This window comes from Pseudomonas corrugata, assembly GCF_001269905.1.
Classification (GTDB): domain Bacteria; phylum Pseudomonadota; class Gammaproteobacteria; order Pseudomonadales; family Pseudomonadaceae; genus Aquipseudomonas; species Aquipseudomonas corrugata.
The window spans coordinates 199,415-214,922 of sequence record NZ_LHVK01000015.1 but is presented as its reverse complement, the minus strand read 5'-3'; the positions used below and the strand labels follow the sequence as shown (position 1 = coordinate 214,922).

The following is a 15,508-nucleotide window of genomic DNA, read 5'->3' as shown; positions in this document are numbered from 1 at the left end:
GCAAGGCTTGCCCGCGATGGCATGGCACGGTGGACATCATCGCCCACTGATCTGTCGACTCGCGAGCAAGCTCGCTCCCACAGGGATTGCGGCATGATCAGCATGAGCGCAATCCCGCCCGGGCCAACAGGCTGTCCGCGTCGACGTCGTCGATCTGGTGCGGATCGAGAAACTGGCTGGCGTAGCTCAGGTAGATCTGTTCATCGATGAACAGCCCGAACAGCTCGGGATCGATGTGGGCGTCACGGCACATGGTGGCCATGATGCGCAGGGCTTCGCTCAGTTTCTTGGCTTTCTTGTAGGGACGGTCGGCCGCTGTCAGTGCTTCGAAAATGTCTGCAATGGCCATCATGCGCGCCGGCAGGCTCATCTGCTCGCGCTTGAGCCGCTTGGGATAGCCGGTGCCGTCCATTTTCTCATGATGACCCCCGGCGATTTCCGCCACATTCTCCAGATGGCTGGGGAAGGGTAACTGGCTGAGCATCAGGATCGTCTGCACCATGTGGTGATTGATGACATAACGCTCCTCACGGGTCAGCGTGCCCCGCGCGATGCTGAGGTTGTAGAGTTCGCCACGGTTGTATTTCCATTGCGGAACATCCAGCTGGAAACCCCAAGGGTTGTCCGCCGGGATCAATTCGGCATCGTGGCGTTCGAACAGATGCTCGGGCTTGTCCGCCAACAATGGTTCCATGACAGGAAGCGCTGGCTTGGGCGTACGCGCCTGGCGCCGACTTTCCTCCCAGGAAACCCCCAGGCGGTCGTCGAGGGTTCGGGTCCATGGACGTTGTGCGATGCGTTGCAGGCGTTGCAGATCGGCGTCGGCCATGGCTTCGGAGCCCAGGTTGCAGCGGGCGACAAAGGCAAAGTCATCGTCGAGGCTGGCCAGCGTCGCATCGCGTGAATGGGTCAGTGCAGCCGGCTCGCCCCCCATCGCCATGGCTTGCCAGTAGTCGACCCAGGCGTCGCGTTTCAGCACTTCGAAGCGGGTCCGGATTTCATGGATGCGGTCGTTCAGGGTTTCCAGTTTGGTGGCTTTGTCCACCACGTATTCGGGAGTGGTGACTTTTCCGCAATCATGCAGCCAGGCAGCGATGTGCAGGGCTTCCCACTCATCTTCAGTCGGTCGGTAGGCCTCGAACGCCGGTGCCTGGCTGTTGGCGGCGGCCTGGGCGAGCATCAACGTCAGGGCCGGCACTCGCTGGCAGTGGCCGCCGGTGTAAGGGCTCTTGGCATCGATTGCACCGGCCAGCAATTGGATGAAGGAATCCAGCAGTTGTTTTTGCCTGGCCTGCAGACGCTGGCTTTCGATGCTCACGGTGGCGGCACCGGACACGGCCTGCAGGAACGCGATGCGGTCCGGCTGCAGTTTTTCCAGGTCGGCTTCGGTGCCGCTGTCGGCGATCAGCAGCACCAGAACGCCCACGGTTTCCTGGTGACGGTTGCGCAGATGAATGCCGATCAGGTGGACCCGTGGAGAGTCCAGCGCCCTCAGGACGCCTTGCAGGTCCCCCGCCTGCTCGAAACCCAGGGAGGTGACGAGGTTATCCGCGTCAGCCAATTGCTGAAGCCAGGGAGGACTGTCGTTGCCGGTCAGGGCATGGCCTTGCAACTCGAAGGCGCCCAGGTCCTGCGGGGTCTGATCGATCACCAACCCATAGGGTTTTACCTGGTCGCTGTCGTTCTCGCGCAGGTAGATCAGTCCGGCCTGGGCCTGACCGATCTTCACGGTTTCGAACAGCACTCGCTCCAACAGCGGAGCGAAGCGGGTTTCGGCGCGCAGGCTGGCGGTGATTTCGAAGAAGCTTGCCAGGGTTTCTTTCATTCGGGCCATCGAGAGGCTCAGTTGATCGACCTCCAGCACCAGGGAGCGGCGGGACACCGGGTAATGAAAGTCGAAGCTGCGAATCGCATCGGCCTCCTGCACCAGCGCGTCCAAAGGCTTGACCAGTATCCTGGAGGTCAGCCAGCCCAGGGGCAGGCACAGCAGCAGGGTGGCAAGGGTAATCAGCGCGCCTTGCCAGCGCATGCGATAGGCATCGGCCAGCAGTTCATCTTCCGGGACCAGTAACGCCAGTTCCAGCCCCTGGGGACCGCCTTCTTGCATGTGGCTGCGGGAAACGATCCATCGACGGCCGGACACCTCCAGGCGCGAGGCATCATCGCGCTCGTCCAGCGCGGCGGCGATGGCCGGATTGAGGTCGCGGGCCTTGATCAGGCGAGCCGAGCGGTTGTCGGTGAGCAGCCGGTTGCTGTCCGGATAGCCCACTGCGTTGCCAAGTGGGTCGAGCAGCACAATTTCGGTGCCGGCGGTAACCTTGTGCTTGGCGAGGGTCTGGGACAGGGCTGCCAGGGTCAGGTCGGCACCGATGACCGCCTGGTTGCCGCTACGCTGGGCGAGGGTGGTGCCGATGTCGTGGCTGGAGAAAAACACGTAGGGCTCGGTGGTGATTTGGCCGGCAGTCTCCAGCGCGCTGCCAAACCAGCTTCGGCGGCGTGGATCAAAGGTGTCGTCGGGGTTGTCCTCGCGGGCGATGAGCGTCAGCGCCTGATCGTAGAACAATGACTGGGAACGAACCGGGCCTGCAGGGGTTGCGCGCTCCAGGGTCCAGACCTGATAAAACGCATTGGCGGGCGCTTTCAGGGTGGTCTTCAGTGCCCCGGTGCGCAGTGGCCGGACCATCAGGAAGTTGCCTTTGTTATCGCCCAGGTACAACGACGCCAGGTTCGGGTTGTCACGCAATGCCTGGCTGAAGGGCCCGAGCAGGGCCAGGCGCTGGTCCAGGCTGGATGCCTGTGTCGCCGGATACTCGGCCAGCAGGCTCAACACGTGACGGATCGGCTCGTAGGTGTCGTACAAGTCCAGGCGCACGTCCTGCTCAATCCGGTTGAACAGCTTTTCACTGCTGGAGAGGATGATCTGCGTCGTCTGCCGGTAGTTGAAGACGCCCAGCACCACACCCGTCAGCAACAGAAGCAATGTAAACATCACGCTGATGTGGACATGCAGGGGGAACCGGCGTTGTTCCGGACGCGGTGCGCTGGGCATTGCAATCACTCCAGGAGTCAGGCGTTCTCAATGGTTTTGCACCGCGTTGTGCATTGAAGCGGGCCAGGCAAGGGCGCGGAGGGGAACACCATTGAGAACGCCCCAGGTGCGCACTGCTGAGTCAACAGCATAGTAAACACCAGTTTATTTTGCCTTGGCGATCTCTGTTTCCAGGATCTGCTCCAGCTCGGTCATGGCGTGTTCCAGGGCACTGGTGCATTCGTCGATCCGGTCGCGTGCCTGTACTTCATGGCAGGCCTGCTCCAGTGCCTCGCATCGCTGGATCAGCAAGGGCGACTGCACGATCCGGGCGGCACCTTTTATCTTGTGCGCCGCTTCGGTCAGTGCCTGGCGGTTCCCGCCGCGGGCGATATCGAGCAGTTCCTGGCGGTCCGAGTTGTTGCTGCTGAGCAGTTCTTCCAACAGGCGCCGGGTATACAAGGGGTTGCCGCCGGTCAATGCGTCCAGATTCTGTACATTGAAAATGTTTGAGCGGCTGATGGGCTTGATGGCCTTCATCCATTGGCTCAAGGCGCTCAGGCTGATCGGTTTGAACAGACAGTCGTCCATGCCCGCGGCCTGGCAGCGTTGTTTTTCCTCAGGTTGTGCATTGGCGGTGAACCCGAGAATAGTACAGGGCGGCAGTCGTTGTTCGGACTCGTGCTTGCGAATCGCCCCGGCAAGATCGTAACCGCTCATGACGGGCATGTTGCAATCGGCAATGACCAGGTCGAAGTCCCCTTCAAGCCAGGTCTTGAGCCCTTCAGCCCCGTCATGGGCAACATGATAGTGATGGCCGAGATACTCCAGCTGTTGCGACATCAACAAGCGATTGGCCGAATGGTCGTCCACCACCAGAACCTTCAGGGCGTTCGTAGCGGTTTCTATCACCGGTTCAGGGGGGGCGCCAGCCGTTACCGGGGGCAGGACGGTCAGCTCCAGGCAGACCCGGACCTGGGTGCCGGTGCCCGGCTGGCTGTTCAAGTACAGGTTACCCCCCATCATCCGGCACAGGTTGCGACTGATCACCAGGCCCAGCCCGGCACCCTTTCGGGCCATCCGGCCGGTGTTGTCGGCCTGGGCAAAGGGTTCGAACAAACGTTGCAGGTCGGTGGGGCTTATGCCTATACCGCTGTCGCTGACCTCCAGTTGCATGTGCAGGGTATCGTCCTGGGCGGATCGGGTCAGTCTGACCTCGACCTTTACCCAGCCCTGTTCGGTGAATTTGAGTGCATTGCTGATCAGGTTCGAAAGTACCTGCTTGAATCGCAGAGGATCGACCAGCACATCCGGATCGTCGTCCGTCGGTTCGAACTGCAATGACAGCGCAAGATTCTTCTGCCGCGCCACGCCTTCGAATACCCGTATGACCGATTGCAGCATGGCCCTGAGATTGACCCGTTCGGGTGCCAGGCTCAGGTGACCCGATTCGATGCGTGCGATGTCCAGAATGTCACCTATCAGCTCCAGCATGCCGGAGGCCGATTCGTAGGCCACTGCGATTGTCGAGCGATCCACGTGGCCTTTGTCGGCGTGCATCAACGCCAGTTCAAGCATGCCGATCACCGCGTTCATGGGGGTGCGGATCTCATGGCTCATGGTTGCCAGGAAGGTGCTTTTGGCCCGGTTCGCGTCATCGGCCCGCTCCTTGGCCGCGCGCAGCTCGTCGAAGAGTTGGCGTCGTTCACTGATGTCGATCCAGCCACCGATGATGCCCTGCACCTGTGCGGCGGAGTTTCGGTAAGGCAGGATCCAGTGATAGATCGTCAGCTTCCGGTCCCCGATGTGCAGCGGCCGGTCCACGATCAGGGCGGTGCCTTCGGCCATGACGCGCTGATAGTCGGCCTGATATTCCTGGGCTTCGAAGGCATTGCTCATCGATCCGGGCATTACGTTCTTGCCGATGACGTCTTCGCGTTTTGTATCGAACACTTCCAGGTAGCTGTCGTTGCAGCTTTGCAGAACACCGTTGCGATCCCTCACGTAAATGGGGTGAGGTGTGCCGTTGACCAATGAGCGCATGAACTCGAGCTGATCGTTCAACGCCAGTTCGGCCCTTTGTCGTTGGCGGATCTGTCTTTGCATGTAGGCGTTCCAGGCCAATGAAATCAGCAATAGCAGGCCGACGCCCGCAACGATCTGGAAGAACAGGCGGTTATAGGTACGCCAGGTATGTTCCGACGCCGAGACGTAGCCTCGCCAGCGGTTGTTGATCACGCCCAGTTCGTCGGGGTCGATGCTGGTCAAGGCTTTGTCGAGAATGGCGTTCAGTTCGGTGGCGTCCTTGGCTGTGGCCAGAGAAAACATGGCCTGCTGGGTGCCGACAGTGCTGCTGATCTGCAGCCTCTCCCGGAACGAATGCGACGAGAGAAAGTAATTGGCCATGACCAGGGCATTCACGCTGCCGTCGGTCTGTCCCCGGGCAAGCAGTTCAACGGCGTGCGCGGGGTCGTTGGTCTCGACGATCCTGATTTCCGGATACCGCTTGCGCAACCACTCGATGACCGGATTGCCCTTGGCGATCGCCAGGCTCCTGGTCCCGAACTGGTCGAGTGTGACAGGCGTGTCGGACTGCTTTCTGGTCAGCAGGACGAACGAGCTGTCGACGTAGGGGCGACTGAATTTCAACTGCTGCTGTCGCTCGCTGCTCGGCACAAGTGCCGCAATCAGGTCGGCCTGACCGTTCAAGACAGCGGCGATAGCATCGCTGTCGTTGCGCTTGTGCTGAATTTCCAGACGCAAACCAGTACGCAGGCGGATCAACTCCAGCAGATCGGCGCTGATCCCGCGAAAATCGCCGTCCGAATCAAAGAAAGTGAACGGGGCGAAGGTTTCGTTCACGGCCACCCGAATTGCCGGATGCCCGGTCAGCCAGCGTCGTTCCCGTTCGGTCAGTTGAATTCTGTGTTCCGTGAGATAGAGGTCGGCGCCTGCGCTCCAGCGTTTGGAGATCGCGGCTTGCTCGGCGATCGGGATCTGGCTCAGCGTGGCGTTGATAATCTCCAGCAAGCGGGAGTCGCGACGTCGCAGCGCGAACCCGAACCCGTAAGATTCATGTTTGCCGAAGCTGGCCATCCGGATGTTGCTCAGGTAGCCCTTGCTGATCATGTAATGGGTGGAAATGGTATCGCCGAGGAATACGTCGGCCTGGCCGAAGGCGACGGCGTTTATGGCGTTCTGATAGGACGGGTAGGCGGTGATGTGCGCCTTTGGGTAGAGTTTTTCAATGTCCTGCAACGGCAGGTAGTGATAGACCATGCTTAGCCGCAACCCCTCGAGATCCTCGCTCAGGGAGCGGGTTTCATTGGTTCGGGTGACGAGCACGGGCTGGTCCACGGCATAGGGAGCCGACAGGACAAGATCGGGGTCGCGGGCTTCGAAACCGTTGGCACTTCCCAATAAGTCTATTTGCCCATGCTTGAGCGCCGCAATCGCTGCCTCACGGGAACCGAACCGCAGGACTTTGATCGGCAGGCCGGTTGCGTCGGCGACGAGCCCGGCGTAGTCGGCGGTCATGCCTTCGTAGTCGCGTCCGCTGGTGGAGAGATCGAAAGGCGGGTAATCCGGTGCGGAGGTTCCCAGGACCAACTCCTTTCGCCCCAGTAGCCAGGCACGCTGGGCATCATCCAGGCTGACCTCGGAGTGGGCCGAAGTGGAGCGTCCCAGCAGTGTGTAGTGCTCGGGCGCACCCGGCGCCGCAGCGAGAAATCCTGCATATAACCCTGCTATCAATAGCAGGAGGCATCCTTTCATGCATCTGAACATCCTGTTTATTCTCACACCAATGCGTTTCGTTTCGCCATTTCAATCAGTTCTACCAGGGACTTGACCTTGAGTTTTTGCATCAACCGTTTTTTATAGGTACTCACGGTTTTATTACTTAGGAACATGCCTTTGGCTATTTCCTTGTTGGTGCGGCCCTGGGCAAAAAGTTGCAGTACCATCAACTCCCGATCATTGACGTTCTTGAAAAGATCCAGCTCTATACTGCGCGGATCATCTGGGCGCACCGGATTCAATGCCTGACTGGGAAAATAGTTGTAGCCGGATAATACGGCCTTGATTGCGCTGACCAGCTCGCTGAGGTCTTCCTGTTTACAAACATAACCGGAGGCTCCGGACTGCATGCACCTGATACCGAACAGAGTCGGTGACTGTGCCGTGAGCACCAGTGTTTTCAGGGGGGTTGTCATGGCGTTGAAGCGCGAGAGGATCTCCAATCCGTCCAGCTTGGGAATGCTGATGTCCAGGATAACCAGGTCCGGCATGCATTCGCGCACCATTTGCATCGCATCGACGCCATTGTCGGTTTCTCCTACGACTTTATAACCCTCATGCTCCAGAAGCATGCGAACGGCGAGGCGAATGACCGGATGATCGTCGACAATGAAAACGGAGTTCATGAATAAAGTCCCTTGCGAGCTTAATAAAGCGCGCACCTTAGCCCAGTTACAGTCGCGGTCGTACGAGGAGACGGGCGTACATATTCAATTTCGGAAGTTTCCTACAAAAAAAGAAGCGGGGTACTACGAGGTAATTGGGTTTTTAGTAGGTAATGGGAATGAGAGGGGGGCATTTTTATGAGCGGACTATAGGTCAGGAAAAGGTTTTAGAGCGTCAGCTCTTATAAGCAGGGAGAAATTATGTCGTCAATACTGTGTAACCAGGCTCTGTACGAGAAGTCTTGAGACGAAGGTCAGGCAACGCGAGAACAGCCGAGCAAGCGCTGTGTACTGGAGTACATGAGCATTCCGAGGTTGCAACGCAGCATGAACGAGTACCAAGGCTTTTCGTACAGAGCCTGACGTTGCAAATCCGTTGTGGGAGTCAGCCGGCTTCCGAAGCGGAGTGTCAGTCGCCACGAGGGCAAACGGATCGGACGCTATCGCGAGCAGGCTCGCTCCCACGGGGGGAATGTCACTGGCGGGTACGGCCGGTCATCTCCTGTGCCATCTCGCTGGCGTAACTGTCGGTCATTCCGGCGATGAAATCGATCATCCGCAGGAACGCGGCGTGCAAGGGGCCATTGGGATCGGGTGCATTGTTCCCCAGCAGATCGAGAATACGACGATTCTTGAATGAAGGTGAGCGACCCCCATGCTGTTCCAGGGCCGCTCCGCAGAACCCGTTGAGCAGGATTTCAAGCGTGGTGTATGCACCGATTTCATTCAGGGTCTTGCGCTTGTCCTGGAATATTTTCTTGCGCGCCATGTCCTTGGCATTCAACACGCAACGCTTGGCCGGGCCATGCATATGCTCCACCAGGTCGCCCGGTAGCGTGCCGGCCAGCAAGGCTTCCTGCTGCTCGACGAACGCCCGGGCGGCGGCGTTGGTCAGGTGTTCGATAGCCTTGCCCCGCAGGATCGCCAGTTTGCGTCGTCGGGAATCCAGAGGTCCGAGTTGGCGGTAGGTATCCGGAATATCATCGCCCACCAGATCCAGGAGCAGCGATTCCACCTGGGAGTAGTCCAGCAGCTCCATTTCCACGCCGTCTTCCAGATCGATCAGCGCGTAGCAGATGTCATCGGCGGCCTCCATCAAGTACACCAGCGGATGCCGTGCCCAACGTTGATCCTCAAGCTGGGGCAGGCCTAGCTTGTGGGCAATCTGTTCCAGCAATGGCAATTCGCTCTGGTAGCAACCGAACTTGTGCTTCTTGTAACCCAGGGAGTCGGCATGACGGGCGGTCCAGGGGTATTTCAGGTAGGTACCGAGGGTGGCATAGGTCAGTCGTGTGCCTCCATCGAATTGATGGTATTCAAGTTGCGTGAGGACCCGGAACCCCTGGGCGTTGCCTTCGAAATTGAGAAAGTCGCTGCGCTCGGCCTCGCTCATGGCATCGAGCCAGCCGCGGCCTGCTGCCTGCTGGAACCAGTAGCGGATGGCGTCCTCGCCGGAGTGACCGAAGGGTGGATTGCCGATATCGTGGGCCAGGCAGGCGGATTGCACCACCATGCCCAGATCGCTCGGTTCGCACCAGTCGGGCAGGGCGCTACGGATGGTTTCCCCCACGCGCATGCCCAGAGAGCGCCCGACGCAACTGACTTCCAGCGAATGGGTCAGGCGCGTGTGGATGTGGTCGTTGCTGGAAACCGGGTGGACCTGCGTCTTGCGTCCGAGGCGACGAAAGGCTCCGGAAAAGATGATGCGATCATGGTCCTTGTGAAAAGGGCTACGGCCCAGCTCTTCCGGGCTGTGCACGGGTTTTCCGAGGCGTTCGCGAGTCAGCAGGGTATGCCAATCCAAGGCCGGTTGCTCCGTTGATATAGAGATGCCCTAGCTTCCCGGTTCGTGAAGCGTCCCGCAAGCCCGTCAGGGCTTGCGTACGTTGCGGGCCAGTTTGATCAGCGGTACCAGCGTCGTTGCCAGCCGGATCAGGCGAACCAGGCCACTGCTGCGTCCGCTGCGGGTCCGTTTGCCACCGATGAAGCCGAGCAAGGACACGGCCGCCATGCCCCAGAGTGGCGCATGTTTTATACCGAAGCCTTCGTGCCAGCTCTGTCCAAGACCTCGTACCCGCTGCAGCGGTTGCAACAGCTGGCGCGTTTCCTGGCGGATTTCCTGGCGATGCATTTCCATGCGCAGGCGTACCAGTGCCTTGCGCATTTCCTGGCGGGTCCTGGCTTGAGGAATGTCAGGCAGACTCATGGCAGCAGGCGCTCCCGGTCATTGTTCAGTTCTTCGAGTGTGGCGTGGAAGGGTGTCGATTCATCGTAGATCGCTGCCCTGAGTCGAAGGCCGCAGAACAATGCCGCCAACAGATAGAACAGGCACAGGCCGATGATGCCCGCGAGGCGATAGGTGTCCCACACCAGAATCAGCACCAGGGTCGAGAGGCCTACCAGCAGCAGCAGGGCGAACACCAGCGCCAGGCCGGCGAACAGCAGCAGGCTGACAGTCCGGGCTTTCTGTTCCTGCAGCTCCATCCCGAACAGTTCGACGTGGCTGTGCAGCAGCCCGAGGAATGCTGCACCCAGGCGGCGCGCTGAAGAAGCTGTGCCCGATTCGGACGAGCTGGAGTCGTTGATATCCATCATCAGCGCCGTGTTGCCAGCAGGCCGATCAGAAAGCCCACGCCAGCAGCGATGCCGACAGACTGCCAAGGGTTGGCCTGTACGTACTCCTCGGTGGCGATGACCGCAGCCTGGCCGCGCTCACGCATGGAATCTTCGGTCAGCTTGAGAGTGTCGCGCGCACGCAGGAGCGTCTCGTGGATCTGGTTGCGCAGCTCATCGGCCTGGTCCCCCGCCAGCGTAGCCGTATGGTCCAGCAGCCGTTCGGTGTCGCTGACCAGCGTCTGAAAATCTTCTATCAGGATTTCTTGAGCAGTCTTTGCCTGGGTTCTGGCCATGGGTGAATCTCCGTAAATGACGTCTGAATCGTTCGAGTGTAAGCCTTGCCGGAAGGTTCAGTGAAAGTGGCTGGTACAACTTTTGCTCTGTTTTGGCTCAAGGTTTTGCCATGTGCTGGTGCGTCGCCCCGTGTCACTGCGCTGAAGCTGGGCGCAGCCCGCAAAACCTTAACCCAAATAATCAAAACCCGCGAAGCACCTCGCAACGGAACATCGCATTGCCATTTTTAACGCACCAAAGCGGTTCGCCGGCTTTTAATCGGCAAGCGAGCTGTCTCAACTTGGTGCGTTGACGGGTCGAGCGAGCCGCTTTGGTGCTTCTTTCAACTTTTTCAGGTCTGCCAACACCATGGAAAATATGCAAAGCGCTGTGGACAGTCTGATCCACAGTTCCAACACTCTGTTCATCCTGCTGGGTGCGGTCATGGTCCTGGCCATGCATGCCGGCTTTGCGTTCCTGGAAGTTGGAACTGTCCGGCAAAAAAACCAGGTCAATGCGCTGTCGAAGATTCTCAGCGATTTTGCCGTCTCGACCCTGGCCTATTTCTTTATAGGCTACTGGATTTCCTACGGCGTGACGTTCCTGCAACCGGCCGCGGTGCTGAGCACCGATCACGGCTACAGCCTGGTGAAGTTTTTTTTCCTGCTGACTTTCGCCGCCGCCATCCCGGCGATCATATCCGGCGGTATTGCCGAACGTGCACGCTTTGCGCCGCAGCTGTGTGCCACGGTGTTGATCGTGGCATTCGTGTATCCATTCTTCGAAGGCGTCGTCTGGAATGGAAATTTCGGCCTCCAGGCCTGGTTGCTGGCCCGCTTCGGTGCCAGTTTCCACGACTTTGCCGGCTCCGTGGTCGTGCATGCCATGGGCGGCTGGCTGGCGCTGGCGGCCGTGCTGTTGCTCGGGCCTCGTAACGGCCGTTACCGGGAGGGGCGCCTGGTGGCGTTCGCGCCGTCGAGCATTCCATTCCTGGCCTTGGGGTCGTGGATCCTGATTGTCGGTTGGTTCGGTTTCAACGTGATGAGCGCCCAGACCCTGCCAGGGGTGAGCGGTTTGGTGGCGGTCAATTCGTTGATGGCCATGGTCGGCGGTACAGTGGCGGCATTGCTCGTTGGACGCAACGACCCCGGCTTCCTGCACAACGGTCCGTTGGCCGGGCTGGTGGCGGTCTGTGCCGGTTCCGATCTGATGCACCCGGTAGGCGCGCTGGCGACTGGTGCCATTGCGGGCGCCTTGTTTGTCTGGTGCTTCACCGCGGCCCAGGGCAAATGGAAGATCGACGATGTGCTCGGTGTCTGGCCCTTGCATGGGTTGTGCGGGGTCTGGGGTGGCATTGCCTGCGGCATCTTTGGCCAGGACGCCCTGGGCGGCCTGGGTGGGGTCAGCCTGGTCAGCCAACTGATCGGCACTGCCCTGGGCATTGTCATCGCATTGGTCGGCGGGTTCGCGGTCTACGGCGTGATCAAGGCGCTGTTGGGGCTGCGCTTGTCCCAGGAAGAAGAGTATTACGGCGCTGACCTGTCGATTCACAAGATCGGTGCGGTCAGCCAGGACTGAGTCGTCACGCGTCCTTGTCCTGGTTACCGGGATAAAAACCGTGTAGCAGGCGATAGCGATCGTGACGGACCTGATCCACGTGCTGTCGGACCTGCTGTTCCGGCAGCCCGAGCATGATCAGGGCGTGGGAGGCCAGCATCAGGCTCGACTCCAGCAGCTCCGGGACCACTTCGCTGGCCCCGGCGGCCTGCAATTCGGCCAGTTGACTGTCGTCGCGGGTGCGCACCAGGATCGGAACCTGCGGGTTGACCCGCCGGGCCGCCCTGAGCACGGTCAAGGCGATGTCGGTCTTGTCGACCGCGATCACCAGTAATCGTGCGCGGTTCAGCCCCACGGCGACCAGCAGATCCCCTCGTCTCGAATCTCCATAATGCACGCAGCTTTCCCCGACGCTGGCTTCCTGGATGATGACCGGGTCATCATCCAGGGCAACGAACGCCTGGCCCTCCCGACGCAGAAACCGAGCGATGGACTGACCGACGCGCCCGTATCCGCAAATGACCACATGACCCGACAGGTCCGCGTTCAGCGCGTTGATCTGGTCCAGTTGGGCTTCTTCGTTGGGTTTGCGATGCAGGCGTGCGGCGATGGTTGGTGCGGCCCGCAGCAAGAGTGGTGTGAGCAGCATTGAACAGAACGTTGCCGCCAGCAGCAGACCGCCGATGTCGGCGGGCAGGAGGCGGTTCTGTTGCATCAGCGCCATCAGGGCGAAACAGAATTCGCCGCCCTGGGCCAGGGCCAGGCCGCTGCGCCAGGCGGTTTCACCATCGCTGCCGCGCCATTTCACCAGGGCGGCGACCACACAGCCCTTGATGAGCATCAATCCCAGGGTCAGTCCGAGGATCAGCAGCCCGTCATCGACGAACAGTTGCAGATCGATCAGCATGCCGATGCTGACGAAGAACAGCCCCAGCAGAATGTCACGGAACGGGCGGATATCGGCTTCGATCTGGTGTCGGTAATGGCTTTCCCCCAGCAGCATGCCCGCCAGGAAAGCGCCCAGGGCCGGTGAGAGGCCGAGCAGATGGGTCAGCCAGGCGGTCAGCAACACGATCACCAGGGCCAGCAGCACGAACAATTCAGCAGAGCGGGACGCGGCGACTTCATGGAACAGGCGTGGCAGCAGCAGGCGGCTGGCCAGCAGCAAGCCGCCGAACAGGACCAGCGTCTTGCCCAGCGTCACGGGCAATGCCCAGTACCACGCCTGCGAACTGCTGCCGGCGAACACCGGCACCAGGGTCAGCAACAGCACTGCGACCACGTCCTGGAACAGCAGTACGCCGATGGCGTTCTGGCCATGGCTGCTGAAGATTTCCCCGAGGCTGGTCAGCTCCTTGCTGACAATGGCCGTCGACGACAACGCCAGCCCGGCGCCGAGTAGCAATGCAGCCAGCACCGGCGCGCCGCAGAGCACCAGCAGCACACCCAGGAGCGCACCTGAACAGACTACTTGGAGGCTGCCGAGGCCGAACACCACTCGGCGCAGGTCAAGCATCCTGGACAGGGAGAATTCCAGCCCCAACGAAAACAACAGGAACACCACCCCGAGCTCGGCCAGGTCCGGCAGTTCTTCGCTGTCATTCACCCAGTCCAGGGCGGTAGGGCCTATGGCCAACCCGACGCACAGGTAGCCCAACACCGGTGGCAGGTGCAATCGCCTGAACAGGGCGATGACCACCAGTGACGAGGCGAGAATGATCAGCAGGTTGGCAAACAAGGGACACTCCGTTTCAAGGCTCGGTAGACAGCGTAGAAGGGGAAAGCTGACCAGGGTTGTCGAAAAGACATTTGCGTTCAGTGATTTGCATCAGCGTTTTGCCGATGCGGAATGCCCGGCTCGACGGTTTCCGAGGGTGCGCCTAGAATGACCGTCTATCTTTTGTGGGTCTACCAGCCATGCCTCCTGAATGCCAACTGTTCGGTACCCTGGGTTGTCATCTCTGCGAAGTTGCCGAAGGGGTGTTGATGCCTTTCGTTGAGCACGGCTTGCTGGTGGAACTGGTGGATATTGCGGAAAGCGAGGCGATGTCCGACGCTTATGGACTGCGCATTCCGGTGCTGCGCCGGGTCGATACCGGTGCCGAACTTGACTGGCCTTTCGATGACCCCGATCGGGTTGCCGCCTTTCTGCGCTGACCGGTCCGTCCGTCATGTCCTCATACCGCCATTGGCGAAAATGGTGCTCTTCGGTTACTGTATGCCTATACAGTTATCTGGAGTGCATCCCTTGGTCAATGTCGAACAATTGAAGAACAGCGTGAACAGGATGTCCGTGGACGTTGTGCGCGAGGCTGTCCTGGAACTGCGCCTGGACGGGCTGGTGACCGAAGGCAAGACACCGTTCAACAAGCTGCATTTCAACACCTGCTTCGCTGAGATCGAAGCGCTGTTCCAGCGTGCCGGATATCACAAGCAACTGGATGTGGTGGGCTATCAGGGCTTGTTGTATGCGCTGTACGACCCGGGTCGCTGGGAGGCGGTGGAAGTGCTGCGCTGGTTGAAGGAGTTCACCGAGGCGGCGGCACGTCCTGTCTCGCTTCCGGCGTGAGGTAATCATTGCTGGGCTGGCTTGTGCGACTGTCGGATAATGTCGCCCCGCAAAATGTTCAAGAGTGTCCGATGTCCGGTTCATCGTTTTCCGCTGCACACCATCAGGCCAGCACTTTATACCTGCCCCCCGGTTCCTGGCAGACGGTGCTGGATTGCCTGTGCGAGCATTTCAGTGCCATCAGCCGCGAGCAGTGGCGAGACCGCATTGCCCGGGGCCGGGTGCTGGACGCAGAGGGCAAGGCGATTCCTGTTGATCTGCCATACCGTGAAGGCTTGCGCATTCATTACTTTCGTGAAGTGGCCGACGAGAAGCCGATCCCGGTCGTGGAGTCGATCCTGTACGTTGATGAACATCTGGTAGTGGCGGACAAACCGCATTTCCTGCCTGTCACTCCGGCGGGGGAATACGTCGAGCAAACCCTGTTGCGACGCTTGATCCGGCGGCTGGACAATCCTCATCTGGTGCCCTTGCACCGTATCGACCGGCACACGGCCGGGCTGGTGCTGTTCTCGGCCAATCCCCAGAGCCGATCGGCTTACCAGTCATTGTTCCCGACGCGAAGGATCGAGAAACGCTACCAGGCCATTGCCCGTGCGTTGCCTCAGCTAACCTTTCCGCGGGTGCATAGAAGCCGGATGATTGATGGCGAACCATTCTTCCGGATGCAGGAAGGAGCGGGCGAACCGAACACTGAAACGACCATCGAGGTTCTGGAAAAAAACGCTGAGCTGTGGCGCTACGGCCTGTCTCCGGTCACCGGGAAGAAGCATCAGTTGCGGGTTCATATGAATGCCCTGGGGGCGGGTATCTGCAACGACCCGTTCTACCCTGACGTGCTCAGGGATGTGGAGGATGACTACGCCAATCCCCTTAAACTGCTGGCCCAGGGGCTGCGTTTCATTGATCCGGTCACGGGGGAGGAGCGAGTGTTCGAAAGCGGTATTACGCTCCAGTGGTAGCTTCGCTTGTCGAGCAGTCATCAAAAAGCCCGCAATATTG

General features: G+C 59.9%; 12 protein-coding genes. 4 read left to right on the top strand and 8 right to left on the bottom strand.

The features are described from left to right. Window positions 1-97: 97 nt before the first annotated feature. From AD665_RS21125 to AD665_RS21090, 7 genes are all read right to left on the bottom strand, one after another. Window positions 98-3,049 carry an HD domain-containing phosphohydrolase gene (locus tag AD665_RS21125; protein ID WP_053193563.1) on the bottom strand — a complete coding sequence of 984 codons (2,952 nt, stop codon included), beginning with the start codon at window positions 3,047-3,049 and terminating at the stop codon, window positions 98-100. A 144-nt stretch (window positions 3,050-3,193) separates the two neighbouring features. Then, the gene (locus AD665_RS21120; RefSeq protein ID WP_392396946.1) at window positions 3,194-6,802 is read right to left on the bottom strand and encodes a transporter substrate-binding domain-containing protein; all 3,609 of its coding nucleotides are present in this window, start codon (window positions 6,800-6,802) and stop codon (window positions 3,194-3,196) included. A 23-nt stretch (window positions 6,803-6,825) separates the two neighbouring features. Then, window positions 6,826-7,452, bottom strand: coding sequence for a response regulator transcription factor (locus AD665_RS21115; RefSeq protein WP_024776711.1), 627 nt, complete (start codon window positions 7,450-7,452; stop codon window positions 6,826-6,828). A gap of 514 nt (window positions 7,453-7,966) precedes the next feature. Then, window positions 7,967-9,295, bottom strand: a complete 1,329-nt coding sequence (locus tag AD665_RS21105; protein WP_024776712.1) for a deoxyguanosinetriphosphate triphosphohydrolase — start codon at window positions 9,293-9,295, stop codon at window positions 7,967-7,969. A gap of 66 nt (window positions 9,296-9,361) precedes the next feature. Then, complete coding sequence (locus AD665_RS21100) at window positions 9,362-9,697, bottom strand: hypothetical protein (RefSeq protein ID WP_047701523.1); 336 nt, start codon at window positions 9,695-9,697, stop codon at window positions 9,362-9,364. After that, window positions 9,694-10,083 carry a phage holin family protein gene (locus tag AD665_RS21095; protein WP_024776714.1) on the bottom strand — a complete coding sequence of 130 codons (390 nt, stop codon included), beginning with the start codon at window positions 10,081-10,083 and terminating at the stop codon, window positions 9,694-9,696. The genes AD665_RS21100 and AD665_RS21095 overlap by 4 nt, the downstream gene beginning before the upstream one ends. Window positions 10,084-10,085: 2 nt before the next feature. Continuing rightward, window positions 10,086-10,400 carry an ElaB/YgaM/YqjD family protein gene (locus AD665_RS21090; protein ID WP_024776715.1) on the bottom strand — a complete coding sequence of 105 codons (315 nt, stop codon included), beginning with the start codon at window positions 10,398-10,400 and terminating at the stop codon, window positions 10,086-10,088. Window positions 10,401-10,749: 349 nt separating this feature from the next. Here AD665_RS21090 and AD665_RS21085 point away from each other — a divergent pair, with 349 nt between their 5' ends. Continuing rightward, window positions 10,750-11,958 (top strand): ammonium transporter, encoded by a 1,209-nt coding sequence (locus tag AD665_RS21085; protein ID WP_024776716.1) that lies wholly within the window; start codon window positions 10,750-10,752, stop codon window positions 11,956-11,958. A gap of 4 nt (window positions 11,959-11,962) precedes the next feature. Here AD665_RS21085 and AD665_RS21080 read toward each other — a convergent pair whose 3' ends face one another. Continuing rightward, entirely contained in the window at window positions 11,963-13,675 is a 1,713-nt protein-coding gene (locus tag AD665_RS21080) for a cation:proton antiporter (RefSeq protein WP_053193554.1), read from the bottom strand. A 179-nt stretch (window positions 13,676-13,854) separates the two neighbouring features. Here AD665_RS21080 and AD665_RS21075 point away from each other — a divergent pair, with 179 nt between their 5' ends. The 3 genes from AD665_RS21075 to AD665_RS21065 all read left to right on the top strand — a co-directional run bounded on the left by AD665_RS21075 (window position 13,855) and on the right by AD665_RS21065 (window position 15,468). Next, entirely contained in the window at window positions 13,855-14,094 is a 240-nt protein-coding gene (locus AD665_RS21075; RefSeq protein ID WP_024776718.1) for a glutaredoxin family protein, read from the top strand. Window positions 14,095-14,185: 91 nt separating this feature from the next. Beyond that, entirely contained in the window at window positions 14,186-14,506 is a 321-nt protein-coding gene (locus tag AD665_RS21070; protein ID WP_024776719.1) for a transcriptional regulator, read from the top strand. 71 nt (window positions 14,507-14,577) lie between these two features. Continuing rightward, entirely contained in the window at window positions 14,578-15,468 is an 891-nt protein-coding gene (locus AD665_RS21065) for a pseudouridine synthase (RefSeq protein ID WP_024776720.1), read from the top strand. The last annotated feature ends 40 nt before the right edge of the window (window positions 15,469-15,508 follow it).

Coding starts and splice junctions, on each gene's coding strand:
- AD665_RS21125 (WP_053193563.1), bottom strand. CDS start 3,049: ATGCCCAGCGCACCGCGTCCGGAACAACGCCGGTTCCCCCTGCATGTC.
- AD665_RS21120 (WP_392396946.1), bottom strand. CDS start 6,802: ATGAAAGGATGCCTCCTGCTATTGATAGCAGGGTTATATGCAGGATTT.
- AD665_RS21115 (WP_024776711.1), bottom strand. CDS start 7,452: ATGAACTCCGTTTTCATTGTCGACGATCATCCGGTCATTCGCCTCGCC.
- AD665_RS21100 (WP_047701523.1), bottom strand. CDS start 9,697: ATGAGTCTGCCTGACATTCCTCAAGCCAGGACCCGCCAGGAAATGCGC.
- AD665_RS21095 (WP_024776714.1), bottom strand. CDS start 10,083: ATGGATATCAACGACTCCAGCTCGTCCGAATCGGGCACAGCTTCTTCA.
- AD665_RS21090 (WP_024776715.1), bottom strand. CDS start 10,400: ATGGCCAGAACCCAGGCAAAGACTGCTCAAGAAATCCTGATAGAAGAT.
- AD665_RS21085 (WP_024776716.1), top strand. CDS start 10,750: ATGGAAAATATGCAAAGCGCTGTGGACAGTCTGATCCACAGTTCCAAC.
- AD665_RS21075 (WP_024776718.1), top strand. CDS start 13,855: ATGCCTCCTGAATGCCAACTGTTCGGTACCCTGGGTTGTCATCTCTGC.
- AD665_RS21065 (WP_024776720.1), top strand. CDS start 14,578: ATGTCCGGTTCATCGTTTTCCGCTGCACACCATCAGGCCAGCACTTTA.